This is a genomic window from Stenotrophomonas sp. YJH_SMC_81 (assembly GCF_059370875.1).
Window position 1 is genome coordinate 117,695 of record NZ_JCAFUB010000003.1, and the last position, 24,982, is coordinate 142,676.

General features: G+C 62.1%; 20 protein-coding genes and 1 pseudogene. 13 read left to right on the plus strand and 8 right to left on the minus strand.

Annotation, left to right across the window (positions count from 1 at the left end):
• The first annotated feature begins 170 nt into the window (after window positions 1-170).
• The 5 genes from moeB to guaA all read left to right on the plus strand — a co-directional run bounded on the left by moeB (window position 171) and on the right by guaA (window position 8,508).
• Entirely contained in the window at window positions 171-1,307 is a 1,137-nt protein-coding gene (gene moeB, locus AC5P8U_RS07060) for a molybdopterin-synthase adenylyltransferase MoeB (RefSeq protein ID WP_495214022.1), read from the plus strand.
• 218 nt (window positions 1,308-1,525) lie between these two features.
• Entirely contained in the window at window positions 1,526-3,358 is a 1,833-nt protein-coding gene (locus tag AC5P8U_RS07065) for a monovalent cation:proton antiporter-2 (CPA2) family protein (protein WP_447897511.1), read from the plus strand.
• 379 nt (window positions 3,359-3,737) lie between these two features.
• On the plus strand, window positions 3,738-4,616 hold the full coding sequence (gene folD / locus AC5P8U_RS07070) for a bifunctional methylenetetrahydrofolate dehydrogenase/methenyltetrahydrofolate cyclohydrolase FolD (protein ID WP_049402332.1): 879 nt from the start codon (window positions 3,738-3,740) through the stop codon (window positions 4,614-4,616).
• A 765-nt stretch (window positions 4,617-5,381) separates the two neighbouring features.
• On the plus strand, window positions 5,382-6,839 hold the full coding sequence (guaB, locus tag AC5P8U_RS07075; protein WP_032958143.1) for an IMP dehydrogenase: 1,458 nt from the start codon (window positions 5,382-5,384) through the stop codon (window positions 6,837-6,839).
• A 103-nt stretch (window positions 6,840-6,942) separates the two neighbouring features.
• Entirely contained in the window at window positions 6,943-8,508 is a 1,566-nt protein-coding gene (guaA, locus tag AC5P8U_RS07080) for a glutamine-hydrolyzing GMP synthase (RefSeq protein ID WP_414495141.1), read from the plus strand.
• A gap of 80 nt (window positions 8,509-8,588) precedes the next feature.
• Here guaA and AC5P8U_RS07085 read toward each other — a convergent pair whose 3' ends face one another.
• From AC5P8U_RS07085 to AC5P8U_RS07105, 5 genes are all read right to left on the minus strand, one after another.
• Window positions 8,589-10,448, minus strand: coding sequence for a DUF3732 domain-containing protein (locus AC5P8U_RS07085; RefSeq protein ID WP_447897170.1), 1,860 nt, complete (start codon window positions 10,446-10,448; stop codon window positions 8,589-8,591).
• Window positions 10,445-10,897 carry a three component ABC system middle component gene (locus tag AC5P8U_RS07090; protein WP_049427765.1) on the minus strand — a complete coding sequence of 151 codons (453 nt, stop codon included), beginning with the start codon at window positions 10,895-10,897 and terminating at the stop codon, window positions 10,445-10,447. The genes AC5P8U_RS07085 and AC5P8U_RS07090 overlap by 4 nt, the downstream gene beginning before the upstream one ends.
• 1 nt (window position 10,898) lies before the next feature.
• Window positions 10,899-12,107: a hypothetical protein gene (locus AC5P8U_RS07095; RefSeq protein WP_338168156.1), complete on the minus strand. Its 1,209-nt coding sequence runs from the start codon at window positions 12,105-12,107 to the stop codon at window positions 10,899-10,901.
• Between the two features lie 622 nt (window positions 12,108-12,729).
• Entirely contained in the window at window positions 12,730-13,086 is a 357-nt protein-coding gene (locus AC5P8U_RS07100; protein ID WP_447897169.1) for a hypothetical protein, read from the minus strand.
• A gap of 543 nt (window positions 13,087-13,629) precedes the next feature.
• Window positions 13,630-14,547, minus strand: coding sequence for a LysR family transcriptional regulator (locus tag AC5P8U_RS07105; RefSeq protein ID WP_447897168.1), 918 nt, complete (start codon window positions 14,545-14,547; stop codon window positions 13,630-13,632).
• A gap of 97 nt (window positions 14,548-14,644) precedes the next feature.
• Between AC5P8U_RS07105 and AC5P8U_RS07110 the strand changes: the two genes are divergently transcribed.
• Window positions 14,645-15,484 (plus strand): type 1 glutamine amidotransferase domain-containing protein, encoded by an 840-nt coding sequence (locus AC5P8U_RS07110; RefSeq protein ID WP_447897167.1) that lies wholly within the window; start codon window positions 14,645-14,647, stop codon window positions 15,482-15,484.
• Window positions 15,485-15,577: 93 nt separating this feature from the next.
• Here AC5P8U_RS07110 and AC5P8U_RS07115 read toward each other — a convergent pair whose 3' ends face one another.
• Entirely contained in the window at window positions 15,578-16,153 is a 576-nt protein-coding gene (locus AC5P8U_RS07115; RefSeq protein WP_353074924.1) for a 5' nucleotidase, NT5C type, read from the minus strand.
• Between the two features lie 398 nt (window positions 16,154-16,551).
• Between AC5P8U_RS07115 and AC5P8U_RS07120 the strand changes: the two genes are divergently transcribed.
• From AC5P8U_RS07120 to AC5P8U_RS07130, 3 genes are all read left to right on the plus strand, one after another.
• The gene (locus AC5P8U_RS07120) at window positions 16,552-17,904 is read left to right on the plus strand and encodes a YwqG family protein (protein ID WP_447897166.1); all 1,353 of its coding nucleotides are present in this window, start codon (window positions 16,552-16,554) and stop codon (window positions 17,902-17,904) included.
• A 91-nt stretch (window positions 17,905-17,995) separates the two neighbouring features.
• Complete coding sequence (locus AC5P8U_RS07125) at window positions 17,996-18,727, plus strand: hypothetical protein (RefSeq protein WP_069139953.1); 732 nt, start codon at window positions 17,996-17,998, stop codon at window positions 18,725-18,727.
• Between the two features lie 79 nt (window positions 18,728-18,806).
• Window positions 18,807-19,286 carry a hypothetical protein gene (locus tag AC5P8U_RS07130; protein WP_447897165.1) on the plus strand — a complete coding sequence of 160 codons (480 nt, stop codon included), beginning with the start codon at window positions 18,807-18,809 and terminating at the stop codon, window positions 19,284-19,286.
• Between the two features lie 89 nt (window positions 19,287-19,375).
• Here AC5P8U_RS07130 and AC5P8U_RS07135 read toward each other — a convergent pair whose 3' ends face one another.
• Together AC5P8U_RS07135 and AC5P8U_RS07140 are read right to left on the minus strand one after the other, a co-directional pair.
• A complete protein-coding gene (locus AC5P8U_RS07135; protein WP_447897164.1) occupies window positions 19,376-22,585 on the minus strand; it encodes a zeta toxin family protein in 3,210 nt (1,069 codons plus the stop codon).
• Window positions 22,585-22,968: a hypothetical protein gene (locus tag AC5P8U_RS07140; RefSeq protein ID WP_447897163.1), complete on the minus strand. Its 384-nt coding sequence runs from the start codon at window positions 22,966-22,968 to the stop codon at window positions 22,585-22,587. The genes AC5P8U_RS07135 and AC5P8U_RS07140 overlap by 1 nt, the downstream gene beginning before the upstream one ends.
• A 686-nt stretch (window positions 22,969-23,654) precedes the next feature.
• Here AC5P8U_RS07140 and AC5P8U_RS07145 point away from each other — a divergent pair.
• The 4 genes and pseudogenes from AC5P8U_RS07145 (at window position 23,655) to AC5P8U_RS07160 (ending at window position 24,978) form a co-directional block, all read left to right on the plus strand.
• On the plus strand, window positions 23,655-23,867 hold the full coding sequence (locus tag AC5P8U_RS07145; RefSeq protein WP_447897162.1) for a hypothetical protein: 213 nt from the start codon (window positions 23,655-23,657) through the stop codon (window positions 23,865-23,867).
• 9 nt (window positions 23,868-23,876) lie between these two features.
• A pseudogene (locus AC5P8U_RS07150) lies at window positions 23,877-23,963 on the plus strand (hypothetical protein); the annotation flags it as partial.
• Window positions 23,964-23,984: 21 nt separating this feature from the next.
• The gene (locus AC5P8U_RS07155) at window positions 23,985-24,134 is read left to right on the plus strand and encodes a hypothetical protein (RefSeq protein ID WP_447897161.1); all 150 of its coding nucleotides are present in this window, start codon (window positions 23,985-23,987) and stop codon (window positions 24,132-24,134) included.
• Window positions 24,135-24,195: 61 nt separating this feature from the next.
• The gene (locus AC5P8U_RS07160) at window positions 24,196-24,978 is read left to right on the plus strand and encodes a 3-hydroxybutyrate dehydrogenase (protein ID WP_447897160.1); all 783 of its coding nucleotides are present in this window, start codon (window positions 24,196-24,198) and stop codon (window positions 24,976-24,978) included.
• The last annotated feature ends 4 nt before the right edge of the window (window positions 24,979-24,982 follow it).

Consider the following 24,982-nt stretch of genomic DNA (forward strand, 5'->3'; position numbering starts at 1 on the left):
GCCGCAGGGCCGCCTTCTTCGTTCGCGCTCCCACCGGTAGTGCCGGCAGCTGGCCGGCAACCTCGCGTCGTCCGGTGCGTTCATGGCCATGCCGGCCAGCGGCTGGCACTACCCCATGTTTGCAGGTATCGGTCAAGGCGGCCTGCCGCCACGTGCGCGATAATGCGGCCATGAGCATCCAAGAGCTTTCCCCCGCGCAGGCACGCGAGCGCCTGGCCCACGGCGCCGTGCTGATCGATGTGCGCGAGGCGCATGAACGGGCCGGCGGCATGGCCGAGGGCGCGCGCGGCGTGGCCAAGGGCGAGCTGCAGGCCGACCCGGCCGCGCATCTGCCGCGGCGCGACCAGGAGATCCTGCTGATCTGCCAGAGCGGCAAGCGCTCGGCCGATGCCGCGCAGTTCCTGCTGGAGGCCGGGTACGCCCAGGTCGCTTCCGTGACGGGCGGCACCGTGGCCTGGCGCGAGCAGTCGCTGCCACTGGTGCAGCCGCTGGCCAGTGCCGCCGACCGCGATTTCTTTGATCGTTATTCGCGCCACCTGCTGCTGCCACAGGTGGGCGAGGCCGGCCAGCGCCGGCTGCAGGATTCGCGCGTGTTGGTGCTGGGTGCGGGCGGCCTTGGTGCGCCGGCCGGCTTCTATCTGGCCGCCGCCGGGGTAGGGCACCTGCGCTTCGCCGACCACGACCGCGTGGAGCGCAGCAACCTGCACCGGCAGATCGTGCATACCGAAGCCAGCGTCGGCCAGCTGAAGGTCGATTCGGCGCGCGAGCGCCTGCTGGCGCTGAACCCGTCGATCGAGGTCGAGGCTGTGCCCGAGCGGGTCACCTCCGACAACGTGGATGCGCTGCTGGAGGGCGTGGATGTGGTGCTGGATGGCTCGGACAACTTCCCGCTGCGCTACCTGCTCAACGACGCCTGCATCAAGCACGCCAAGCCGCTGGTGTACGCCGCCATCGAGCGCTTTGACGGCCAGGTAAGCGTGTTTGACGCTGGCCGCCAGCGTGGCGTGGCGCCGTGCTACCGCTGCCTGTTCCCCGAGCCGCCGCCGCCGGAGTTCGCGCCGAACTGTTCCGAGGCCGGTGTGCTGGGCGTGCTGCCTGGCCTGGCCGGCGTGCTGCAGGCCACCGAGGTGCTGAAGCTGCTGCTGGGTATTGGCGAGCCGCTGGTTGGGCGCCTGCTGCGCTTCGATGCGCTGGGCATGCGCTTCCGCGAGACCGGCATCCGCCCGGACCCGCATTGCCCGGTGTGCGCGCCGGGCGTGCCGTTCCCGGGGTATATCGATTACGCCGCGTTCTGCCGAGGTGGTTGAACCCGGCCGGGGCATCATCCACGCATGGCGTGAATCTACCGACGCATTAGTAGATCCACGCCATGCGTGGATGGATGTATCGGGTTTCGGGATGATGCTGGGGATCGCTCCCTGCATCGTTCCATCGCCAAGACAATCCGGCGCAACATGCGTGCTATTGCCGTCATCGGCATTGCTCTATTGTTGAACCCGATTCTGGATCTCGGGGAACACACCGCATGGCGGTAGAAGCAGCGACCAGCGAGCTGGTCAAGGTCGTCGCCCTGTTGGGCGCGGCGGTGGTGATGGTGCCTTTGTTCCGCCGGGCCGGCCTGGGCTCGGTGCTGGGCTACTTCGCCGCTGGCCTGGCGATCGGACCGTTCGGGCTGGGCTGGTTCTCCGACCCGCAGGCGATCCTGCATACCGCCGAGCTCGGCGTGGTGATGTTCCTGTTCGTGATCGGTCTGGAAATGCGGCCCTCGCACCTGTGGGGCCTGCGCAAGGAGATCTTCGGGCTGGGCACGCTGCAGATCGTCACCTGTGCGCTGGTGCTGACCAGCATCGCCAAGCTGTTCGGGCTGCCGTGGCAGGTGGCCTTCATCGGCGCCACCGGCTTCGTGCTCACTTCCACTGCGGTGGTGATGCAGCTGCTGGCCGAGCGCGGTGACATCGCGCTGCCGTCGGGGCAGAAGATCGTTTCGATCCTGCTGTTCGAAGACCTGCTGATCGTGCCGTTGCTGGCGCTGGTGGCCTGGATGGCGCCGGGCGCGGGCAGTGCCGGCGGCGAGGGTTCGCGTTGGCTGTCGGTGGCGATCGGCGTGGGCGCCATTGTCGGCCTGGTGCTGGTCGGCCGCTTCCTGCTCAATCCGCTGTTCCGCGTGTTGGCCGAGTCGAAGGCGCGCGAGGTGATGACCGCCGCCGCGCTGCTGGTGGTGCTGGGCGCCGCGCTGTTGATGCAGCTGTCCGGCCTGTCGATGGCGATGGGCGCGTTCCTGGCCGGCGTGCTGCTGAGCGAATCCACCTTCCGCCACCAGATCGAAGCGGACATCGAGCCGTTCCGCGGCATCCTGCTGGGCCTGTTCTTCCTCAGCGTGGGCATGGCGCTGGACCTGGGCGTGGTGGCCGGCAACTGGCAGCTGATCCTCGGCCTGGTGCTGGCGTTGATGGCGGCCAAGGCGCTGTGCATCTACGTGGTCGCGCGCATCATGGGCAGCGACCACGCGCAGGCGCTGGACCGCGGCGTGCTGATGGCGCAGGGCGGCGAGTTCGCCTTCGTGCTGTTTTCCGCCGCCGCCTCGGCCGGCGTGATCAACCTGGAGATCAATGCCAACTTCACCGCCGTGGTGGTGCTGTCGATGGCGCTGACGCCGCTGGTGGTGCTGGTCTACAAGCGCATCGCGCCGAAGCCGACGGTGAACATGGACGGCGTGGACGAGGCCGATGGCCTGTCCGGCAGCGTGCTGCTGATCGGCTTCGGCCGCTTCGGCCAGGTCGCCAGCCAGTCGCTGCTGGCGCGCGACGTGGACGTGACCATCATCGACAACGATGTGGAGATGATCCAGAGCGCGGCGCGCTTCGGTTTCAAGATCTACTACGGCGACGGTACGCGACTGGACGTGCTGCATGCCTCGGGCGCGGCCACCGCACGTGCGATTGCGGTGTGCGTGGACAAGGCCGAGGCGGCTGACCGCATTGTTGAGCTGGTGTCGCACGAGTTCCCGCAGGCAAAGCTGATGGTGCGCTCGTTCGACCGCGAGCATTCGCTGCGGCTGATCCATGCCGGTGTCGATTTCCAGATCCGCGAGACGTTCGAGTCGGCGGTGCTGTTCGGCCAGGCCGCGCTGGTGGAACTGGGTGCGGACGAGGACGACGCGGTGGAGATTGCCGAGCAGATCCGTCGCCGCGACGCCGAGCGCTTCGAGCTGGAGATTGCCGGTGGTGGTCTGAATGCCGGCGCCAAGATGGTGTTCGGCAATTCCGGCCAGGGCGTGCCGACGCCGACGCCGTTCACCGCGCCGAAGCGGGCAAGCAAGACGTTGAACCCGCAGGACGTGCCGGAAGAGGAAGAATAAAGCCCGGTCGTGCCGGCCGCTGGCCGGCAGATACGGAAACGTTCCGACGTCATGAGGTTGCCGGCCAGCGGCCGGCATTACCCGGGTTGGGAATTGCCGAAGCCGGTGGTTGGTAGTGCCGGCCGCTGGCCGGCAGATGCGCGAACGTTCCGGCGTCATGAGGGTGCCGGCCAGCGGCCGGCACTACCGTGTGGGGAATTGCCGAAGCCGGCGGTTGGTAGTGCCGGCCGCTGGCCGGCAGATACGCGAACGTTCCGACGTCATGGGGTTGCCGGCCAGCGGCCGGCACTACCAGGCAGGTGGGGGATCGCCAAAGTCGGTGGGCGAGGGGGCCTGAATCAGGGACAATAGCGTCCCCGCCGCCCCACGCCTGCTCCCGATGACCGATTCCGCCCCCCAGCATCCTGCCCGCATCCTTGATGGCCGCCGCATCGCCGAGGACCTGCTCGACAGCCTGAAGGTGCGCGTCGACGCCCGCGTGGCCGCCGGTGGCAGCCGCCCGGGCCTGGCCGTGGTGCTGGTCGGTGGCGACCCGGCTTCGACCGTGTACGTGCGCAACAAGCGCCGTGCCGCCGAGAAGGTCGGCATCGAAGCACATGACTACGATCTGCCGGCCGGTACCACCGAGGCCGAGCTGCTCGACCTGATCGACCAGCTCAACGCCGATCCGAAGATCAACGGCATCCTGATCCAGCTGCCGCTGCCGGGGATCCCCGACGCGCGCCGGCTGATCCAGCGCATCGACCCGCGCAAGGACGTGGACGGTTTCCACCCGGAAAACGTCGGCCACCTGGCCCTGCGCGAGTTCGGCCTGCGCCCGTGCACCCCGCGCGGCATCACCACGCTGCTGGGCCACACCGACCAGCCGGTGCGCGGCCGCAACGCCACCATCGTGGGCGTCAGCAACCACGTCGGCCGCCCGATGGGCCTGGAGCTGCTGATCGCCGGCTGCACCGTGACCAGCTGCCACAAGTTCACCCCCAAGGACGTGCTGGAACAGGCCGTGCGCAATGCCGACATCCTGGTGGTGGCGGTGGGCCGCCCGGGCATCGTGCCGGGCGAGTGGGTGAAGCCGGGCGCGGTGGTGATCGACGTCGGTATCAACCGGTTGGATGACGGTCGGCTGGTGGGCGACGTCGGGTTTGAGGCGGCGGCCCAGCGGGCCAGCTGGATCACCCCGGTGCCGGGTGGTGTGGGCCCGATGACCGTGGCCACGTTGATGCAGAACACCCTGGAAGCGGCGGAAGCGCTGAGCTGACCTCACCTGGGGCTGTTCTCAGGTGCCTGAGGGATAGTGCGGACCAACGGTCCGCACCCACCAAAGGCGCTTCAGGGCTGGCTCGGGTGATCCTCTCAAGGTGGGTGCCGACCGTTGCTCGGCACAATGCCGGTGCACAGGTATATGAAGGCAGTGCGGACCAACGGTCCGCACCCACCAAAGGCGCTTCAGGGCTGGCTCGGGTGATCCTCTCAAGGTGGGTGCCGACCGTTGCTCGGCACAATGCTGGGGCACAGGTGTCTGAAGGGCAGTGCGGACCAACGGTCCGCACCCACCAAAGGCAGGCCGATGACTCGCTCCTGGTAGGTGCCAACCAAAGTTGGCACCTACCACAGGCGCTCCAGGGCTGGCTCGGGTGATCCTCTCAAGGTGGGTGCCGACCGTTGGCCGGCGCAATGCTGGGGCACAGGTGTCTGAAGGGCAGTGCGGACCAACGGTCCGCACCCACCAAAGGCAGGCCGATGACTCGCTCCTGGTAGGTGCCAACCAAAGTTGGCACCTACCACAGGCGCTCCAGTGCTGGCCCGAGTGATCCTCTTAAGGTGGGTGCCGACCGTTGGCCGGCGCAATGCTGGGGCACAGGTGTCTGAAGGGTAGTGCGGACCAACGGTCCGCACCCACCAAAGTGGTAGGCGGGCCCCTGAACCAATCACCGCCGGCGCGACACTGCGTCGCATCTACCCCCTGCCACGCGACGCGAAAACAGGGTAAAATGTCGCGCTTCCCCACATCTCGGGTATGCCGATGCTGCGCATCCAGGCTGAAGCACTCACTTACGACGACGTCTCGCTCGTCCCCGCCCACTCGACCATCCTGCCCAAGGACGTCAACCTCGAAACGCGGTTGACCCGAGACCTGAAGCTGAAGCTTCCGATCCTGTCCGCCGCCATGGATACCGTCACCGAAGCCCGCCTGGCCATCGCCATGGCCCAGCTCGGCGGCATGGGCATCATCCACAAGAATCTCAGCCTGGAACAGCAAGCCGCGGAAGTGGCCAAGGTCAAGAAGTTCGAGGCCGGTGTCATCCGCGACCCGATTACCGTCGGCCCGGAAACCACCATCCGCGACGTGCTGGCCCTGACCCAGGCGCACAACATCTCCGGCGTGCCGGTGGTGGGCAGCGACGGCCAGCTGGCCGGCATCGTGACCCACCGCGACATGCGCTTCGAGACCGAGCTGGACGACCCGGTCCGCCACATCATGACCAAGAAGGATCGCCTGATCACGGTCAAGGAAGGCGCCGCGTCTGATGAAGTGCTGCAGCTGCTGCACCGCAACCGCATCGAAAAGGTGCTGGTGGTCAATGACTCGTTCGAACTGCGTGGCCTGATCACCGTCAAGGACATCCAGAAGAACACCGACTTCCCGAACGCTGCCAAGGATCTGTCGACCCGCCTGCTGGTCGGCGCTGCCGTCGGCGTGGGTGGCGATACCGATCGCCGCGTGGAAGCGCTGGTCGCCGCCGGCGTGGACGTGATCGTGGTTGATACCGCGCACGGCCACTCGCAGGGCGTGCTGGACCGCGTCAGCTGGGTCAAGAAGAACTTCCCGAACGTGCAGGTCATCGGTGGCAACATCTGCACCGGCGAAGCCGCACTGGCGCTGCTGGACAGCGGCGCGGACGCAGTGAAGGTCGGCATCGGCCCGGGCTCGATCTGCACCACCCGCGTCGTCGCCGGCGTCGGCGTGCCGCAGGTCACCGCCATCGACTTGGTGGCCGAAGCCCTGCAGGACCGCATCCCGCTGATCGCCGACGGTGGCATCCGCTACTCGGGCGACATCGGCAAGGCGCTGGCCGCCGGTGCCTCGACCATCATGGTCGGTGGCCTGCTGGCCGGTACCGAGGAATCGCCGGGCGAGACCGAGCTGTACCAAGGCCGTTCGTACAAGAGCTACCGCGGCATGGGTTCGCTGGCTGCCATGGAGAAGGGGTCGAAGGACCGCTACTTCCAGGACGCCGCCACCGCCGACAAGCTGGTGCCGGAAGGCATCGAAGGCCGCGTGCCGTACCGCGGCCCGGTGGGCGGCATCATCCACCAGCTGATGGGCGGCCTGCGCGCCACCATGGGGTACGTGGGCTGCGCCACCATCGACGAGATGCGCAGCAAGCCCAAGTTCGTGAAGATCAGCGGCGCCGGCCAGCGTGAGAGCCACGTCCACGACGTGACGATCACCAAAGAGCCGCCGAACTACCGCGCCTGACGCGGGCCGAGCAAAGAGGAACGGGGAAGCACTTCCCGTTCCTCTTTCTCCATCTGCCGCCGTAAATCTGATTTCGTTTTCCCTACTGCATTGCCGGGGCGCCATGACCAACATCCATAACGACAAGATCCTCATCCTCGATTTCGGCGCGCAGTACACGCAGCTGATCGCCCGCCGCATCCGCGAGCTGGGCGTCTACTGCGAAATCTGGGCGTGGGACCACAACCCGGCCGAGATCGCCGCGTTTGGCGCCAAGGGCATCATCCTGTCCGGTGGCCCGGAATCGACCACGCTGCCGGGTGCCCCGGCTGCGCCGCAGGAAGTGTTCGACAGCGGCCTGCCGATCTTCGGCATCTGCTACGGCATGCAGACCCTGGCCGCACAGCTGGGCGGTGCCACCGAAGCCGCTGATCAGCGCGAATTCGGCCACGCCGAAGTGAACGTGATCAACCCGGATGCACTGTTCAAGGGCCTGAGCGACCACGGCGGCGAGCCGAAGCTGAATGTCTGGATGAGCCACGGCGACCACGTCTCCGTTGCACCGCCGGGCTTCACCATCACCGCCACCACCGACCGCATTCCGGTGGCCGCCATGGCCAACGAAGAAAAGCGCTGGTACGGCGTGCAGTTCCACCCGGAAGTGACCCACACCCTGCAGGGCCAGGCCCTGCTGCGCCGCTTCGTGGTGGATGTGTGCGGCTGCCAGACCCTGTGGACCGCCGCCAACATCATCGACGACCAGATCGCCCGCGTGCGCGAACAGGTGGGCGATGACGAAGTGATCCTGGGCCTGTCCGGCGGCGTCGATTCGTCCGTGGTGGCCGCGCTGCTGCACAAGGCCATCGGCGAGAAGCTGACCTGCGTGTTCGTGGATACCGGCCTGCTGCGCTGGCAGGAAGGCGACCAAGTGATGGCGATGTTCGCCGAGCACATGGGCGTAAAGGTGGTGCGCGTGAACGCCGCCGACCGTTACTTTGCCGCGCTGCAAGGCGTGAGCGACCCGGAAGCCAAGCGCAAGATCATCGGCAACCTGTTCGTTGAGATCTTCGACGAAGAATCGAGCAAGCTGAAGAACGCCAAGTGGCTGGCGCAGGGCACCATCTACCCGGATGTGATCGAGTCGGCCGGCAGCAAGACCGGCAAGGCGCATGTGATCAAGAGCCACCACAACGTGGGCGGCCTGCCGGAGCACATGAAGCTGGGCCTGGTGGAGCCGCTGCGCGAGCTGTTCAAGGACGAAGTGCGCCGCCTGGGCGTTGAGCTGGGCCTGCCGCGCACCATGGTCTACCGCCATCCGTTCCCGGGCCCGGGCCTGGGCGTGCGCATTCTGGGCGAAGTGAAGCGCGAATACGCCGAACTGCTGGCCAAGGCCGATGCCATCTTCATTGATGAGCTGCGCAAGGCGGATCTGTACGACAAGACCAGCCAGGCGTTCGCCGTGTTCCTGCCGGTGAAGTCGGTGGGCGTGGTGGGCGATGCGCGCGCTTATGAGTGGGTGATTGCGCTGCGGGCCGTGGAGACGATCGACTTCATGACGGCGCACTGGGCGCATCTGCCGTATGAGTTCCTGGGGACGGTGAGCAACCGGATCATCAATGAGTTGCGGGGGGTGTCGCGGGTGGTTTATGACATCTCGGGGAAGCCGCCGGCGACCATTGAGTGGGAATGAGTTGAAAGAACGAGGGCGCCGAGAGGCGCCCTTGTTCTATCTTCGAGTTGAGCGGGGATTCTATAAATGCTTCCCTGAATCTATTCGCTCCGAGGACTGTCATCTTCAGCGAGCTCAAGAATGAGGCCGTAATCATCCCGAAGCTCTCTGTCCACGAGATGGAACCGGTCAAGTTGCAGCGACGTCCAGTGATCTTCGGCTATGTGCTCCAAAAGAATGATCTGAAATCCGCCGCGTTTATCCATTCTAGAAACAAAATCATTCAGTTGCGCTAGGACCTTGTCAAGGCTGCGGATGTCATCATTCGGTTGGCCGTCGCTTGAGAAATATGGGGTGCTGACTTGATCAAGTATTAAGAAGGACGGCATCCAAGGAATCAGTAACGTCCTTGCGATTTCATGTATTGCAAGGAAGTGCGCGATATGAAGGTACAGATAGTTAGATGCACTTCCCACATCTGGCATTTTCTCTATTTGAGTCAGATCGGGCGAGTGTAGATGGATTAATTTCTCCTTCTCTGAGTAGTGAGCGGAGAATTCGCTGTATCCCTTTAGTGGGAGATGGCTTAATACTCTATTTATAAGGCTATTTAATCTTTCCTTCGCGATCGAATTCTTTTCGTCATTCTGATCAACAACCTTCTGTAGATCTGCGATTGCGTCGTCGAACTCTTCGGATTGCGTGTCGACGGGCTGGGTGTGGCTCTGACTGTAGATGTCAAGCTTTGTCTCCAGTCGGCCCAAGAAACGATAGTATTCATTCGGGTTTTGCTGGACATCCTGTCTTGCGTTAAGAGTGTCAAGTTCATCCCTTAGTCTTCGCAGCTCTACTTCATTGCCTTCGTGAATCTTTCTAACTTCATCAAGGAATGGGAAGCTCTTCCGATTTCGCAAAGACTCTTTAACTTCAGAGAGCTCACGTTGCAGCTTCGATATGACCTGGTTGGCAAACTGCGAGGGGAATATATCCTCAGACTGCGAGTTGAACGTATTGACCGGCTTTAGCGCATCTTCAATTTGCTTCAGGGAAGCGACGTAAGTCGGCTTGTTGTCGATAAACGCCTGAAGCTGACGATTCTTGGCAGTGAGCCTGAAAATCTCGCGCTCGACCCTTTCAACTTCAGCCCTGGGGCCGGTCGGAGTAGAGGGTATCTGGACAACCTTCCTCAGTTCGGCGAAATTCTCGTGATAGGTGTCATGAACCTGATCAATAACACCCAGTGAGCGAGCCTCGATAGATAGCGCAGAAACTTCCTCTGAAAATGAATTTGCGGCTTCTCTATAGGAATCCTGCTTTCTAACATGAGCTGCTCTCTTTCGTTCAAGCTCTGCCAACTTGCTGCGAGAAATAGCGGTGTCAACGTTCTCTGCGCCAATCGCCATTCTAAATGTTCTTTCAATGGACTCTTGGAATCGGCCATCAGTAGGTCTAATGTACAAATGGTCTGGCGCGACGATGGTGTTCTGATCCTGATAGCAGTACGCTAGGAAATTTCGGAAAGAGACTTTAGATCCGGCCTGAATGTACCTTCCGCCGTATGGAACTCTCAATTCCGTGTCGATTCCAAAGGCTGCACTGAGAACTTTTTTTAGACTGTCAACGCGGACATTCAGGTCGGGGGTGTCTGGGATGATTCCGTTCTCGTTAAAGTAGGCCTGGTCGGTACAGCCGGCGCTCTCCGCTGGGCGAGCTATTACGATCTCCTTGCCATCTACCGAAAGCTTGATGCCATACCAATTTACCTTTGAGTCGATGTTTGCTTTCGATATGCCTGTTGTTTCACTCGCGAGTAAGCAGTAGTCAATTATGAAAAGTATTGACGACTTTCCTTTTCCTGAGTCTCCAGTAATCACGTTAACGCGATTGTGGAGGAAGTCTAGCGATCTTGTTATTCCGTTCTTTTGCCAGAGAATTACGCTGGAAATCTGGATGTTGCTCACAATTCGATCCTGAATGTTTGATAGAGGTCCAAAGTCGATTCGCGAAGGATTAGGCCAAGCTTGGGGCCTGAATCGAAGATCTCCGTCGCGATCTTTCCAATGTCCGTAGCGTCTCGGAAGAATATTTTGGATCTAAGGCTCAATGAATGATCCTCCAGGGTGATCATTCCAAGCTCCTTAGCTAGCAAAATAGTATTCAAGGACGTAATTGTAAGATCCTCATACTTCGCGCGGACTACAGTAAACGCACCAGGGTTTGAGACAATTAAGTCTTTACTACTTAATACGATACTGTTCTTTCTCTTCAGAACTGAGCGAATTGTTCTATCAAAAATCAATGGAAGGATGAGCATTGCTTTAGATAGGGCGAGACTATGGTCGGGCGAGTTCTCAAGTGCAATCTGAAGCGCAACGGTTCCGATTAATTCATTCTGAGAGATTCGGTTCATTTCAGAACTTGCTCCGCCAGTTCTTGCGCCATCCTATTCGAGGAATATTGGAAAGTTTAATGTACTTTCCGCAGCTGAGATTGATTGGAATTTCGACGCCGCCAGCCGTCATTTGCTTTTTCATTGTTTGGTCATAGCAATCCTGAGACGCTTTTAGATGAATTGGCTCGTCATCATCCGGCGTGTTCCTATGAGACTGATTGTGTAAAAGTTGCCAATCTGACAGTGCCTTGTTTTCGAGCCTTGAATCGTCTCTAGCGCTGAACGATCCCGAGTCCTTAAGTGACTGTATAAATTGCTCTGACAAGATCATTTCGACTCCGCGATCAATGATCTCTTCTTCGTGTATTCCGATGTCCTGAAGCTGTTCATGGAACTTGCTTGAGCGGAATGACAGGGTGTGAGGTCGTTCATATTCGTAATAAAAATCAATGAATCGATCAAACTCAATAGGTTCGGATCGTGCTGATCTAATAATCCTGTCAAATCCCATCGTTGTTCTGAAATCGTCAAACGTAATAACTACTTTTTCGCCACTTATTATTCGGGAGAACTTCGATTCTTTGAATGCGCCGATTACATGACGTCTGGTTTCTTCAATTTGAGATGCTGGAACGGAAAGCTGCCTCAGTTCTGAGGTAATTCTTCCAATGACGGACGAGTCGTCAGAATGGAATTCGAATCGACTAAAAAGATGATTAAGTTTTTCATTGCTCGCATCGCATACCGATTGAACGTACTTTGCGAGAGGATTCTTTGATTCGTCAGGTTTCTTCTTGGACTCGACTAGCGAGATTTTCTCGTTAGTACTTCTTATGTGCGAAATTATGGCTTCAATGTTCTGACGTGGACTCTTTAGTAAAGAAACAAACTCTTGGTTATTTAGGCCCTTGTTTGTATAGAGTTGAAGCGTCAGATTTCTATGGCTGGGGAGCCCTGGGATGATCTGGAGCCAGTTATGCAGGGTCTTCCAGAGATCAATGTCTCTGTCTGTGATGTTGCCAGGTTCTACCGAGTGCTTTACCTGGATTAGTGTGAGGTCTTGAATGGATCCGTCATCTGAAACTGTTTGAACATGGATGTCGTCATGGAGCTCCAGGCCAAGTGCCTGCCCTTCTCTAAGGGAAATTAGTTTTTCGACATATACGAAATCCTGAAATTCAAAGCCTAACGATGTCTTGTCGGCAGAAAATTTGTCGGCGCCGCTCATTGTTCGATTACCAGAGAGGTTGGCGCTTTACTTGCGATGAGTGAATTTTCATGTGAGCTGGCGCCCTTGCTTGCTGCGTCCAGGGCGCTGGTCGGCAGGAGTGCGTCGCGATTTATAATCTGCCGAACCATGTCTCTACGCGAATCCCAATTTCTTAGTCGAGCATGGGTAATGGAAGCTATGGATTTCTCGATTGCTTCATTCGATAAGGAGACCGGATTTTTCAGGAATATTTGAAGGTTCTGCAAAGTTACCACTGGCTGCCCCCTTGCAAGCCATTGCAGCTTTGGGGGCGTCAGCTGAGCTTGGGCCACCCTTGGCCGTGATTAGGATCCGTTCTAGGGACGCGTGAGTGACGCGACCACCGACTGAGCTCGTGCTCTAGCTTACGGTCCCACAATCTCACTGAACTTTCAAGCTCGGTAAGCATATTGGCCAGAGGCTTAAGTGTTGGCCTAATTGGAGAATGTTATTGGAGGGTCCAATAGTCCATCCTGCCAAAGTCTGAGGGCGCGACGTTTGCTGTGCGTCTTGGTATTTTTGCAGATATTTGTGCTAGATCGACCGGTATCTAGCTTTGATTCGGTCGAGGCGAGGTCAAGGTGGAATGTTGAGCTTTGATTTACTCCGGCCTCACCTCATGACAAGCCCACTCAACCAACCCCCGGCACGCCAGAAACAGCCCATCCACGACCCCCTCATCCAGATGCCGCTCCGGGTCCGCTGCCACCCGGCAGCGGTCTGCCGCGTGCAGCAGTTCCAGTACCGTCAACGCGCCCACCATTGCGCGCTCAGTCCTTGCCAGGCTCACGCGTCGACCGGGTGACACATCGGTTTCTGGCCAGGGATGGCCGTCGGCACCCTCGTAGCCACGCATGCGCTTGAGGATGCCGAGCAGGGAGTTCAGGTCGGGCAGGGGAGTGTCGTCGTTGATGGATTCAACAACGGTGTACGAGGAGAAGGTGTCGGATTCGTTCATGGCGTCGGCTTCCGTGGCTGTGCTTAACAGCGCCACCGCGAAGAGGTGGCGGACGGTGCGGGTTCCAAACCGGGACAGACAGTTGTCAATAACCGGCGGGTCCGAAGACCCCCACGCACCGCCCGCCATGAAGGCCGACGGATTGCCCGCCGGCACCGGTTAAGGACGGTGCCGACGGGCAAGCGTAAACAACTATCTGTCTCGGGTTTGGACGCCCGCTGCCACCCGTTGTCGGTGGCGCGCCATGGTGTTTACGCAGCCGCTTCGAATACCAATAGAAATTCGCGAAGGAATCGCTGAATCCGAGAGCGAAGAGCTATTGTGGCACGCCGCATTCGTGCAGCACGCGACGCCAGCAGACGCATTCGCGCAGCTGCTCTGCTGATGGCGAATCAAACTGGCGCAATCGCCCACGGCACAAGTGAATAGCGCGACAGCCTTCTTTGCAACAGTTCCTAGTCCGCCTCGCCGGGCGGCGGCGCCGGATCATCCGCACAGCCCGAAAATCGGTTCAAACCCGACACCGTTAGCAAGCTCGCAGCTTCAACCAGCGCGATCCTCAGTCGCATTCCCCACCAGCAACTCAATCATTGCCCGCGCCGCTGCCGACTGCCGCCGATGCGGCGCATAGATCACCGAGAACGGCCTTGACCGCCCACGCAGCTGCGGCAGCACTTCAACCAGCTCCCCACGCAGCAACCGCTCGCGCACGATGAACTCGTAGCTCTGACAGATGCCGATGCCCTGTTCGGCCAGCGACACCACGCCCAGCACATCGTCGGAGGTCTCGATGGACGAACGCGGCAGCCAGTCCACGTCGCGCCCGCCATCGCGGAAGATCCACGGCGCCAGCCGCCCGGTGCGCGGCATCACGAACGGCAGGCACAGGTGCTGCTGCAGGTCGTCCAGCGTCTGCGGCGTGCCGCGGCGCTGCAGGTACTCCGGCGAAGCCACCAGCAGAAGCGGCGCGTCTTCCAGCTTGCGCCCCACCAGCCCGCTGTCCGGCAGCTGGCCCAGGCGGATGGCCAGGTCGAAGCCTTCGGCCACCAGGTCCACGTTGCGGTTGGTGATGTTCAGTTCCACCTGCACCTGCGGGTACTGCTGCGCAAAGCGCGCCAGCACGGGCGGCAGCCGGTAGTGGCCATAGGTGGTGGGCACGCTCAGGCGCACGCGGCCGGCCAGCGCACCGTCCTGGGCCAGTACGTCGCGCTCGGCGTCGTCCAGCAGGCCGAAGGCGGTGCGCACCTGTTCCAGATAGAGCCGCCCGGCGTCGGTCAGGCCCACGCGGCGGGTGGTCCGCTGCAGCAGCTGTCGGCCCAGCCGCGCTTCCAGGCGGGTGACCGCGCGGCTCAGCACCGAGGGCGTGGTGGACAGCGCCACCGCGCCGGCCGTGAACGAGCCGTGCTCGACCACCGCCAGGAACACCTCCACATCGCCCAGGTAGTCGAACTTGCGGCTCATTTGGTTCTCCGGGGAACAGATGTTTTGCGATGGGGCCAATTTATCGCCGCTGGGGCAATGAATAAAGTGGCCGCCATTCCCCGATAGGAGCGACCCCATGAACCTGATGACCCGGCTGGCCGCAGCGCTGGCCCTGACCCTGGCCGCCAGCGGCGCGCAGGCCGCCAACGTGCTGGTGGTGCTGTCTGACGAAAACCACCTGGACCTGAAGGACGGCAAGATGCTGTCCACCGGCTTCTATCTCAACGAGCTGATGCAGCCGGTCAAGCTGCTGCTGGACGCGGGCCACGAAGTGACCTTCGCCACGCCGCAGGGGCGGGTGCCGACGGTAGATGCGTCTTCGGTGACGCCGGCGTACTTCGGCAACGATGCCGCGCAGCTGAAACTGCACAAGGAGCTGCTGGAGAAGCTGGCGCTGACCTCGCCGACGGCTTCGCCGGTGGTCAGCCTGGCGCGTGTTGAGCAGCAGGGCTACGCGCGTTTCGATGCGGTCTACATACCCGGTGGCCACGCGCCAATGCAGGACCTGCTGAAGAGCCCGGCGCTGGGCCGGTTGCTGGCCGACTTCCACCAGCGCAACAAGACCACCGCGCTGGTCTGCCACGGGCCGATCGCGCTGCTGTCCACGCTGCCGGATGCTGCAGGTTTCGTGGCGAAGCTGGAGGCGGGCGCGATGCCGGCCACGCCGAAGTGGATTTACCGCGGCTACCAGATGACGGTGATCAGCAACCAGGAAGAAGAGCAGGCCAAGCCGCTGCTGGGTGGCGGTGAGATGAAGTTCTACCCGCAGACCGCGCTGCAGCGGGCGGGTGCGCGGTTCAGCAGCAACACCACGCCGTGGACCGGGCATGTGGTCGTGGACCGCGAGCTGATTACCGGGCAGAACCCGGCCTCGGCGCTGGAGGTGGGGCAGCGGTTGCTGGAGCGGTTGAAGTAAGGCGGGGCTGCGCAGCAGGTTGCCAGCCCTGGGCCGAGGGGCCAGCGCCTCGGCCTGTCTATGGAAGTCTCAACGTGGTCGGAAGAGAGGGCATCAGCCCTTCGCGAGCGCTGCCCCTGACAGATCTTCAATCTGGGAAAGCGCGTGACGCGTCGCAGTCCAATCGCCGGCGTGCCTGATCGCCACGCCTCCGGCCGCTGTCCAGGCATCACAGTTCGCTTCGAAATCGTCGATCAGAACATCGCCTGGCTGGTGCATGAAAAGAGGCTTGTGCCTGCCGCCGAGCACAGGCAACACCAGGCAGGTTGCTGACAGGTGCTCGCGGACCCACTGCCGCTTCTGCATGGCAGCGAGTGGATAGTTCGATTTCGGGCAGGCCGTGAGAATCACCGGGTTCAAGTGGTGGATGCTGTGGAAGAACTCCACTGCGCCGTGCATTGGCGGAAGGTCGCGGAAGAATGATGGGTGGTTGTTGATGTGCCTCCACATTTCATCGTCGGCAAGCACGCGGTGGTCCAGGCCAAACAGGGCGGGAAATGCCGCGTCGAAGTCGGCCATTACGCCATCAAGATCTACGTAGATGGTGCGTCTGGATGCACTCGATCCACCGGTGTGCTGGTTCGCGAGCGGGTCCATCATCGGTATTGACTTCACATCATCAGCGTTCATTTACGCGCTCTCCTCCCAAGAGTGGGCTTTCTTCTTCATCGGTTCCCCAGTAGCGGGGCAAAGTGTTTGGCGAATGCGACAGACATGGCGGCAATCGCGATGCCGACTGCGCCCGCACGGCTGAAGGGGCCGGCGACCCACGGATGCCGTAATCGGCATGCTGGAAATGCGGCTTATGTCGCGGCGCTTCTTCAAGGGCCTGCCGGGCAGCTGACCTGGCCCTTGGCCAGGACGCACGGCCCGCAGCGGCTGGCTCATTTCGCCAACCAACACGCAGTCTGGCGCGCTGGTGAGTGGATCATCGCCGGGCGCTACTGGCAGACCGGGTGGTGATATACCTGTGGTGCTCGATCCAGACTCAAAAGGACGTCACCGAAATGGATGCTCAGGCAGCTTCAATGTACCACGCCGACCAGCGCGAACACTATGCTGAAGCCGTGCTTGAGGCCTTCTTCGCCAAGCACCGCACCCCGGCCCTGGTGCTGCAGCGTTTCTACCCGCCGGCGGCATTCCCCAGGGTTCGCAGCCGTCTAGGCGGTCTGCCGCAATTGCCCGATGGGATGGATTGGCCGGTTGGCGAGAGTTGCGGCGAAGCGGCGCCGATGCACTTCCTGGCGCAGATCGATTGCGCCGAGCTGCCACGCGTGGATCCCGATATGCCCTCGCAAGGCATGCTGTTCTTCTTCGCCATGAACGACGAAGAGCAGATATGGGACACGGACGAACCACAGCAACGCGTGCGTGTGCTGTACGCGCCCGAGGTCGCGGCCGATCAGCACGTGCGTGCGCTGCCGGACGGCATGCGGCCGATTCTGGATGAAGGCCCTTCGGACCATGCGCACCGCAATCCTGCATGGCTGCTGCCTGAGGAAGACGGGCCGTGCGTGCATGTTCAATGGCCCTTGGTGGCGCGGCACATGGATACCTGGCCGGATGAGCTGGGGCTGCCGCCGGGTGAGGAGGATCGGCCGTATTACGAGATCTACCCCTCGCGCCGGGACGAAATGCGGCTGGGTGCGGTGGTGGCGGCCACGGGCCTGTTTCCGCGCGCGGACGCCGCCACGGAATGGGAGCGCCCGCAGTCACCTGCGTGGACGTTCCCGGTGCAATGGCTGCGTTACCAGACCGATTTTCCCCAGGTAGGCATCATCATTGACCGCCTTTCGCGGGTGATCGGTAATGAACGGCGTGCAGGCAAGCGCGGGGGTATTGATTACGCCGATGTACGCGCATGGGTGAAGCGCGCCGCCGCCATTGGTCTGGATGAAGCCCCGGATGATGCAACGCGGGAGGCATTCCGTGAGTGGATTATCGGACAGATCAGCGACGACTTCGAGCGTATGACGCTGACCGACCTGGGCATGGGCCGGGCGTTCACCAAGGGACTGCTGGCGGCAGTTGCCTACGCGGCGGGCTCGCCGGCTGCGGCCGCGCGCATACCTGCACTGATGTACCGCCACCTGCAGGACGAACATCTGCCGTTTGATGAAAGCCTGGGCACGTTGCCTGATGGCCGCAAGCGCTGCGCCGAGACGCGGGTGCACCAGATGCTGGGGCACGTACCGCGCTTGCACGGCACCGTGCCCGACGTGGAAGGCGAGGGCGACGCGGTCTGCCTGCTGCAGTTGGCGTGTGACCCGGCGATTGACCTGGTCTTTGGTGATTGTGGCCAGGCCACGTTCTGGTTGAGTCGTGAGGACCTGCGCAACTGCAGGTTTGACCGCGTCGTGGGTGTGGTGGAGTCGCACTGATTGGGCATGGCAAGGCCGGCATGGCACCATGACGGGCTTGCCTCGTCCCTTCGGGAGGGGCCGATTTCCCAGGGAAGCCCTCGAACACGCCATGCGAACGTCCTTCTTCATCCTCTCCGCCCTGTGCCTTGGCCTGCTGTCCGGCTGTGCCAGTGGCCCGGAGGAGCATGCCTCAAGCCGCGAGATCACCAGTGCGTTCGTGGCCGACGACGGCCAGCTGTACCTGCTGCCGCGCTATGACGAGCCGATGCGCTTCAATGCCGCACCGTTCCGCGAGTACCGGGCGCTGATGGACAGCCCGCTGCGCGAGGCGGTGGCCTGCGCGCAGATGTACTTCCATGAGGATTGGCGCGACCCGGCCAACAAGGCCAAGGTGCACGGCAGCTATGCGCTGCTGCTGCGGCCGGAGCAGGTGACGGCGGAGCAGGCCGCGCAGTTCAAGCTGGAGCGGATTGAGGTCCCCTCGCGTGAGGCCAAGGCCGTGGAGGAGCGGGCGCGCTACTACCTGCCGATGGACCGGACCCGCTACGCGCTGGCGTTTGACCGCGCCTGCAATCTTTCAAGGAAGGGCGGCAGCTATTACAGCGCGCTGTTCGAGGGCGACGGCGAGCGGGTGAAGTTGCCGGATGCTGCGGCGCTGGCGGAGAAGGGAAAGCTGGCACAGCCGATCAATGCACGGGCGCAGCGGATCCTGCCGGAGCGGGAGGACAAGCCGGGCGTGGGTTCGGCGGCGGGCAAGGTGCTGGGGGCGGCGTTGATCCCTGTGGCGGTTCCGGTGTTTGTGTTGAGCCTGCCGTTCCTGGGGCCGGATCACTGGAAGTGAAAAGGCGTTGAGGGAGAGTCATCCACGCATGGCGTGGATCTACTTGGGCATCGCTTGAACGTTCATCCTGGAGATCTGTGTGTCCAGCACGCTGGAAACTGTTTTGAAGACCGTGGGTTTCATTGTGCTCGCGGCGCTTCCGTTGGTGATTCTCTGGTTCACCCTTCGGCGAATGGCAGCAACTGCTCGCTCGTCCGTAGAGACGGGGCTGCGTTTGCATACTCCGCGCCGGATTTCCGGCAGGTCCATGACGTTGGTGATGGTGGATGGGAAAGAGGATCGCGAGCACTACTTCTTTGATGCGGCGTCCTTTTACCTGCGGCGCGGGCCGGTGCCCACGGCGGTTCCGCTTTCGCAGATCACCTCAGTCACTCGCACCTCCGACAAGATCTACGGGCGCTATGTCTGGCAGGTGTGCTTCAGCAGAGCATCGGGGAGAAAGTGCGTGACGTTCACCAACAACCTGACGCTGTTCAATCGGGATTTCCTGCTGTTCCTGGAGGCGGTACGGAAGGCCAGCCCGCTGGCGACCGTTGAGCGGGCGGGTCTGTTCTTCTGATTGTGCGGCGATATCAGTGGCGCCGATTGGCAAACAGAGGGGCCAGGAGGGCGGGTTGTTGTGAGTGATCTCGCACGTGTCTCACCCACTCAGCCCATGCTGGCGGCGCGGATCTGGATATCCTGCTGCACGCGCTGATCTTCCAGCTGCTGCTCAAGCTGGTTGGCGATGGCACGCTGCTGCGCTTCGCGGCTCACTGCGTCGAACTGCTGCATTGATTCTTCGACCGAGGTCTGTGCGGCCAGCTCGGTCGGCATGGCTGCGCGCTGGTGGGCGGGGTCGCTGGGCTCGCCCTGGACCACGAACAGGGTGTGACCGGCCGGTTTGTCTGCCGTGGCGTTGCTCAGCAGTATGTGGTCGACGCGGGCCAGGTCGTTGTCCTTGGCCAGCACCAGCAGGCTGGCGGTCATGCGCTCGCTGGCTTCGTCGAAGGTCCGACCGTGCTTGGCATCCAGTGCCGCTACGCCTTCGCGCACCTGTTGGTAGAGGGCATGATCGGGATGCTCGGGCTGGGTAGGCAGCAGGGGCACGGGCGGCGCTTCGGGTTCCTGGGCCGTTGCGCTTGAGGGTGATGCCGCCGGTGCCCCCACGGGTGGTGGCGTGTAGAAAGGCTCGTGCTCCGAGACTTGGGTTGCCGCGTCTGTCATCGGCGCGGGCGTAGCTGGCTCGGCTGCTGCGAGGGTGACTGGAACGTCTGACTCCGGCTGGACCGGCGCCGGCTTCGCTTCGGCTTCGTGGGGGCGGTCAGTAGCCGGCACGGCTTCAGCCACTTCGGTCTGGATCAACGGGGCCGGGGAGTGGATGTGAGTTGTAACGGGCTCCTGCGCAGGAGCCGGGTGCCCGACATCCGGCGTAGGTAGCACACTCACTTCTGGCTGCGCGGGAGATCGCTCAGGGGAGGGAATGCCGGGTGACGACGGCACAGGGGCTGCCGGCATCGGGTGTACAGGAGGGTTTGCCTCGGCATGCGCTTGTCGCTCGCTTGACTCATCCCGTGCAGGTTGCGTTGCAGAGGCAGCGATCGGCTCCTGTTGGGGTACTTCGCGGCGAGCCGGTTCGTGCACGGGTTCCGCACGATTCGATGGCGTCGGCACTGCAGGCGTAGGAGCGTGATGCTCCTGTACCAAGGGTGATGTGTTGGGCGCCAGTGCAGCGCGTTCAACGGTGTGCGCATCGATCACGGCTTGTGGCGTCAGGCGTTCTTCGGCGTGCTGTCCGCGAACCTCGGCCACGGCAGCGGCGGCCATCTGCTGCACCTGCGGTGCGGCGACGCCAAGTCGATTGGCTTCCTGCATGGCCTGTTCGTGGGCATCGCGCTCGTTGGCGGTCAATGCCTCGATACTGCGTTCGTGGGCGCTGGGTACGGGCGCCTCAATCTGTTGGATGGCCCGGATCTGCGGGTAGGTACTGTTCAACTCGTCGTGGATGTTGCCCTCGGCCAGCGAGTCGTAGATCCAGCCGTCATGCAGCCACTCACCATCGCCTTGATGCTGATAGGTGCGTCCGTCGGAGGCGAGTACGTGATCGGGATGCTCGCGGGCCCAGATCACTTCGTCAGGAATGGCCCCATACTGGGACCAGCCCTGTGCGGTGTAGGCCTCCTCATACTGCTTGGCAAAGGCCGCCGAGCTTCGGGCGGCGTTGAAGGCCATGATGCCCTGTGCGGCTTCATCAAGCTGCGCAGCCTTGGTGGCGTCGGCAACTTCGACCGTGGTGCTCTTGATGCCATGTTCGAGGACCTGATGGACGACCTCGCGTCGCCATTCACCGTTCTCCGGGTTGCGCTCCCAGGAACGTGGAAGGGCGCTGGGCGTATCGCTGGCATCGCCGGCGATGCTGAAGGGATTGATTGGCTGATCCGGCTCGGACAGCCGCAGCCCGACGGCCCGGCTTGAGGCCTGGTAGTTCAGCTGCTGGGTCAGTTCGGCATCGGCGGTCAGCAGCGTGGTCGCGCCGTAGATCGGGCGATCGGCCAGCGTGCCGACGGTGCCTACGATCTCCCGCTCGCTGTGTGTCCAGCCATTTTCGGGATGCGCCGGGTCAAACGTCCAGACCCTGCCGGTGCTGTCGGCCTGATTGTTGATCTGGTACTTCTCGATCCAATCGACGATCTCACTGCCGCCCCAGGCGCCTAACCCGCCACCGATGATGCCGGTAACAATGGCACCGGGGCCGGACTCGATGCCCAGCAGCGTACCGACCTTGGCGCCCACTGCCGCGCCGGTCCAACCGCCGACGCTGCGTGCTCCGAAGTCCAGCAGCGCGGCTTCCGCGCCCGTCCGGTTGTCGCGCGCGTAGAGGTCGGCAATCTCTGTTCCTTCCGTCGCGGCTTCAACGACCGTCGCTGCGGCGCCACCGATGACGGCGCCCCGCACCATGTTTGGACGCACGCGGATGGTGTGGTCGATGCCGCGTGCTTCCTGGATGTTGGGCGTAATGCCTTCAACAACTTTGAGCGTTGCGCGCTCATCCAGAACGGCTGCGGCTGTATGTGGACTGACCTTGTCATTGAGGGGCAGGGTGTCCCCAAGCTCGGCATGCCAGCGGCCTTGTGCGCGCCAGCCGTCGCGCAATGATTGGGTGATTCGAGGGTCCTTCAGCCGGGCCTCGCGTTCGGCTTCCAGCGCTGCGCCCGGCAGGCGGGTATCGCTATGACTGTCGTAGACCTGGGCGCCTTCGCGTCCGTAGAGTCGAATCTGGATGCCGGTCGCGGCATGAACCTTGTCCAGATTGCCGGGCAGGGCATCGTAAACGTGTTTGCGCACGTCTTCGGGGACGTAGCGGCCGAAGCCGGCGCTATTCAAAGAGTCCGCAAAGCGCGCATCCACACCAAGTTCGCTTTCCAGCCGATGCGCGACGACGCCCCGAATCTCTACGTCGTAGCCTTTGGCCTGAAGGTCCTTGATCAGTGTGACCGCACTATCACCATTGCCGAGCGTGGTATCGAGGATGAGATTTCTACGCCCACCGATTGCTGCCGATCGCAGCTCTTTTGCCCATTGGCTGGCGTCTTCGTGGGTGTGGCCGGCCCAAGTGTATGGGTGCTGCTGACGCAGGCGTTCGACGTCCGGATGTGTATCGCGTAGATCGTCAGGATCGATGGGCACTACGTCATACCCCAGGTCGATCTTTGCCGCATCATTCAGTTTTCTCTTGCCAGCACCTGGTTGCCCGGCCAAGACGATGGCGCGCGGTACTTCATGATGGTTTGCGGAATTGAATCCACTCCGAGGGATGACGTGCCGCTCCAGGTATTCTGCATGAGTCGCGGGGGCAAGAACGGCACTGGGAGCTGGCATCAGTAGTGCTCTTTATGAGCTTCAAAGTAGGCCGCAAGATCACTGATGTTCAGCATCCCGCCGCCACCGCTTCGTGCCATGAACATCAGTTCGAGCTTCTCATTTGCCTGTGCAATGGCCTGCGGATTGCCTGACGTTTCGGCGGTGGCTAGTTCAGCTCGCGCTTCAGCGATAAAGCCACTGAGGTGGTCTTCCAATAGCCAGACTGCGGCCTCAAAAGGAGGGGTGGACTTTATCCTCCTGCCCTTCACCGAGTTGAGAGCCTTCTGCAGTCGTTCGATATACTCCGGATAGTCTTTGAGCATTTCCTGGAGCTTAGCCGGAACCGGGGGGGAGGATTGAGGCATGGTGGGTACCTGTTCAGCTGTCTGACGCGTTTTCATGAGTATCTGTACTTGTAATGGCGAGTTCAATGCCCCCTCAACAGCCAGCCGACTAACAGAAGCCGTCGCTAGTCGGGCCTTGAATGAAGCTCGAAGTACTTCCTGAGATCGCCGAGTCTGGCCATGCCAAAGTTGCTGGATCTCGCAAAGGACATGAGCCTTCCCTTTGTTTGAGACTGTGCGACTGCCTTGGGGGCGTCTGAAGCTTCGGCAATTGCTAGTTCAGCTCGCGCTTCGGCGACAAAGCTAGTGAGACAGTCCTCCATACTGCGGCCTCAAGGGGGGGCGTAACTCTGTCGCCTATGGCTCACTGAGATGAGAGCCTTCTGTAGCTGTTCGATATGCTCCGGATAGTCCTTGAGCATTTCCCGGAGGTTCGCCGGGACAGGCGGAGGGGAAGCAAAAGCCATGACTATCACCCTTTCGGCAGATCCATGCGGATTCAAGGGTATCCGCACATTCCGTGGCGGGTCCAATGTCATTTGCGACATCGGGCGGAGTGCCTGAGCGGCCTCCGTCGGGCCATCCATGGGTGGATTGCGCTGACTGTAGGGCCAACACCGATGGACGCGGAGGGTCTTCTGGGCACCCGGTCTTGTGGGGGTCTGGCGGGATGCCCTGGGATGGTGCTGGCATAATGCCAACGGGACGAAAGGATGCCCGCAAACAGGAAGGACGCCTGCGCCATGACGAACGTGCCAACCCAGCTCACGACTGACTTCGATGCGGTGCTCGACCGTGGTGACATTGCCGAGGCGCGGCGGCTGTTGGCTCCGCAGCTTGCACGCGGCTGTGCCGAAGCGCTGTTCCTCTCTTCTTCGATGCCCGTTGGGGAGGACGACGCACATGCTGAGGCGGACAGCTTCGCGACCCTCAAGCAGGCCGCAGAGAAGGGTTAAATCCCGGCAATCCATGCGGTAGGACTGTGCCTGCTGACCGGCGACCGCGTCGAGCAGGACGTCATGCGGGCGGCCGCGTGTTTTGAGCGGGCATCGGAGGCCGGCTATCCGTCGGCCATGTTCGAGTTTGGCTTGGCGTTGTTCCATGGCAAGGGTATTGCCAGGGACGTGCCGCGTGCGGTGGACCTGATTCGCGCTTCGGCGCAGGGTGGGAATGAGTACGCCAGGGAGTTCCTGTTGGCGTATTCGTTGGACGTGGGCACGTAGGAGGAGGGTGCGGAGGCCGGTAACGCTACACTGGCGGCCCACCCCCAACGGAAGCTCGCCCATGTTCTCTGGAAAGGTTGCGGTGGTCACCGGCTCCACCAGCGGTATCGGTCTTGGCATCGCCACGGCGCTGGCGCGGCAAGGTGCCGATATCGTGCTGAATGGCTTCGGCGATGCGGCGGAGATCGAACGCATCCGTTCCCGGTTGGAAGCTGAGTTCGGCGTGCGCGTCGCGCATGACGGCGCTGACCTGTCGCGTGGCGAGGCGGTGCGCGGAATGATCGACCACGCCGTTGCGAAGATGGGGCGCATCGACGTCCTGGTGAATAATGCTGGCATCCAGCACACCGCGTCGATCGAGGAATTCCCGGTCGACAAGTGGGATGCGATCCTGGCGCTGAACCTGTCGGCGGTATTCCATGCAACGGCGGCGGCGTTGCCGCACATGAAGCAGCAGGGCGCCGGCCGCATCATCAACATCGCGTCGGTACACGGCCTGGTGGGTTCAGTGAACAAGTCGGCCTATGTGGCGGCCAAGCATGGCGTGGTGGGGTTCACCAAGGTGACCGCGCTGGAGAATGCGGGTAGCGGCATCACCGCCAATGCGATCTGTCCGGGCTGGGTCCGAACGGCGCTGGTCGAGCAGCAGATTACCGCGTTGGCCGAGAAGGAAGGCACGGATCAGGAGACCGCCGCCCGCGCGCTGCTGGCCGAGAAGCAGCCTTCGTTGCAGTTCGTGACGCCCGAGCAACTGGGAGAAATGGTGGTGTTCCTGGCTTCGGACGCGGCGGCGCAGATTACCGGCACGGCACTGCCGGTGGATGGGGGCTGGACGGCGCGCTAAGCCG

Excerpts from the sequence above, each read along its gene's own strand:
- AC5P8U_RS07110 (WP_447897167.1), top strand. The coding sequence starts at position 14,645 with ATGAACCTGATGACCCGGCTGGCCGCAGCGCTGGCCCTGACCCTGGCC.
- AC5P8U_RS07125 (WP_069139953.1), top strand. The coding sequence starts at position 17,996 with ATGCGAACGTCCTTCTTCATCCTCTCCGCCCTGTGCCTTGGCCTGCTG.
- folD (WP_049402332.1), top strand. The coding sequence starts at position 3,738 with ATGACCGATTCCGCCCCCCAGCATCCTGCCCGCATCCTTGATGGCCGC.
- AC5P8U_RS07145 (WP_447897162.1), top strand. The coding sequence starts at position 23,655 with ATGACGAACGTGCCAACCCAGCTCACGACTGACTTCGATGCGGTGCTC.
- AC5P8U_RS07115 (WP_353074924.1), bottom strand. The coding sequence starts at position 16,153 with ATGAACGCTGATGATGTGAAGTCAATACCGATGATGGACCCGCTCGCG.
- AC5P8U_RS07140 (WP_447897163.1), bottom strand. The coding sequence starts at position 22,968 with ATGAAAACGCGTCAGACAGCTGAACAGGTACCCACCATGCCTCAATCC.
- AC5P8U_RS07100 (WP_447897169.1), bottom strand. The coding sequence starts at position 13,086 with ATGAACGAATCCGACACCTTCTCCTCGTACACCGTTGTTGAATCCATC.
- AC5P8U_RS07120 (WP_447897166.1), top strand. The coding sequence starts at position 16,552 with ATGTACCACGCCGACCAGCGCGAACACTATGCTGAAGCCGTGCTTGAG.
- AC5P8U_RS07135 (WP_447897164.1), bottom strand. The coding sequence starts at position 22,585 with ATGCCAGCTCCCAGTGCCGTTCTTGCCCCCGCGACTCATGCAGAATAC.
- guaB (WP_032958143.1), top strand. The coding sequence starts at position 5,382 with ATGCTGCGCATCCAGGCTGAAGCACTCACTTACGACGACGTCTCGCTC.
- moeB (WP_495214022.1), top strand. The coding sequence starts at position 171 with ATGAGCATCCAAGAGCTTTCCCCCGCGCAGGCACGCGAGCGCCTGGCC.
- AC5P8U_RS07065 (WP_447897511.1), top strand. The coding sequence starts at position 1,526 with ATGGCGGTAGAAGCAGCGACCAGCGAGCTGGTCAAGGTCGTCGCCCTG.
- AC5P8U_RS07155 (WP_447897161.1), top strand. The coding sequence starts at position 23,985 with ATGTTCGAGTTTGGCTTGGCGTTGTTCCATGGCAAGGGTATTGCCAGG.
- AC5P8U_RS07095 (WP_338168156.1), bottom strand. The coding sequence starts at position 12,107 with ATGAGCGGCGCCGACAAATTTTCTGCCGACAAGACATCGTTAGGCTTT.
- AC5P8U_RS07090 (WP_049427765.1), bottom strand. The coding sequence starts at position 10,897 with ATGAACCGAATCTCTCAGAATGAATTAATCGGAACCGTTGCGCTTCAG.
- AC5P8U_RS07105 (WP_447897168.1), bottom strand. The coding sequence starts at position 14,547 with ATGAGCCGCAAGTTCGACTACCTGGGCGATGTGGAGGTGTTCCTGGCG.
- AC5P8U_RS07160 (WP_447897160.1), top strand. The coding sequence starts at position 24,196 with ATGTTCTCTGGAAAGGTTGCGGTGGTCACCGGCTCCACCAGCGGTATC.
- guaA (WP_414495141.1), top strand. The coding sequence starts at position 6,943 with ATGACCAACATCCATAACGACAAGATCCTCATCCTCGATTTCGGCGCG.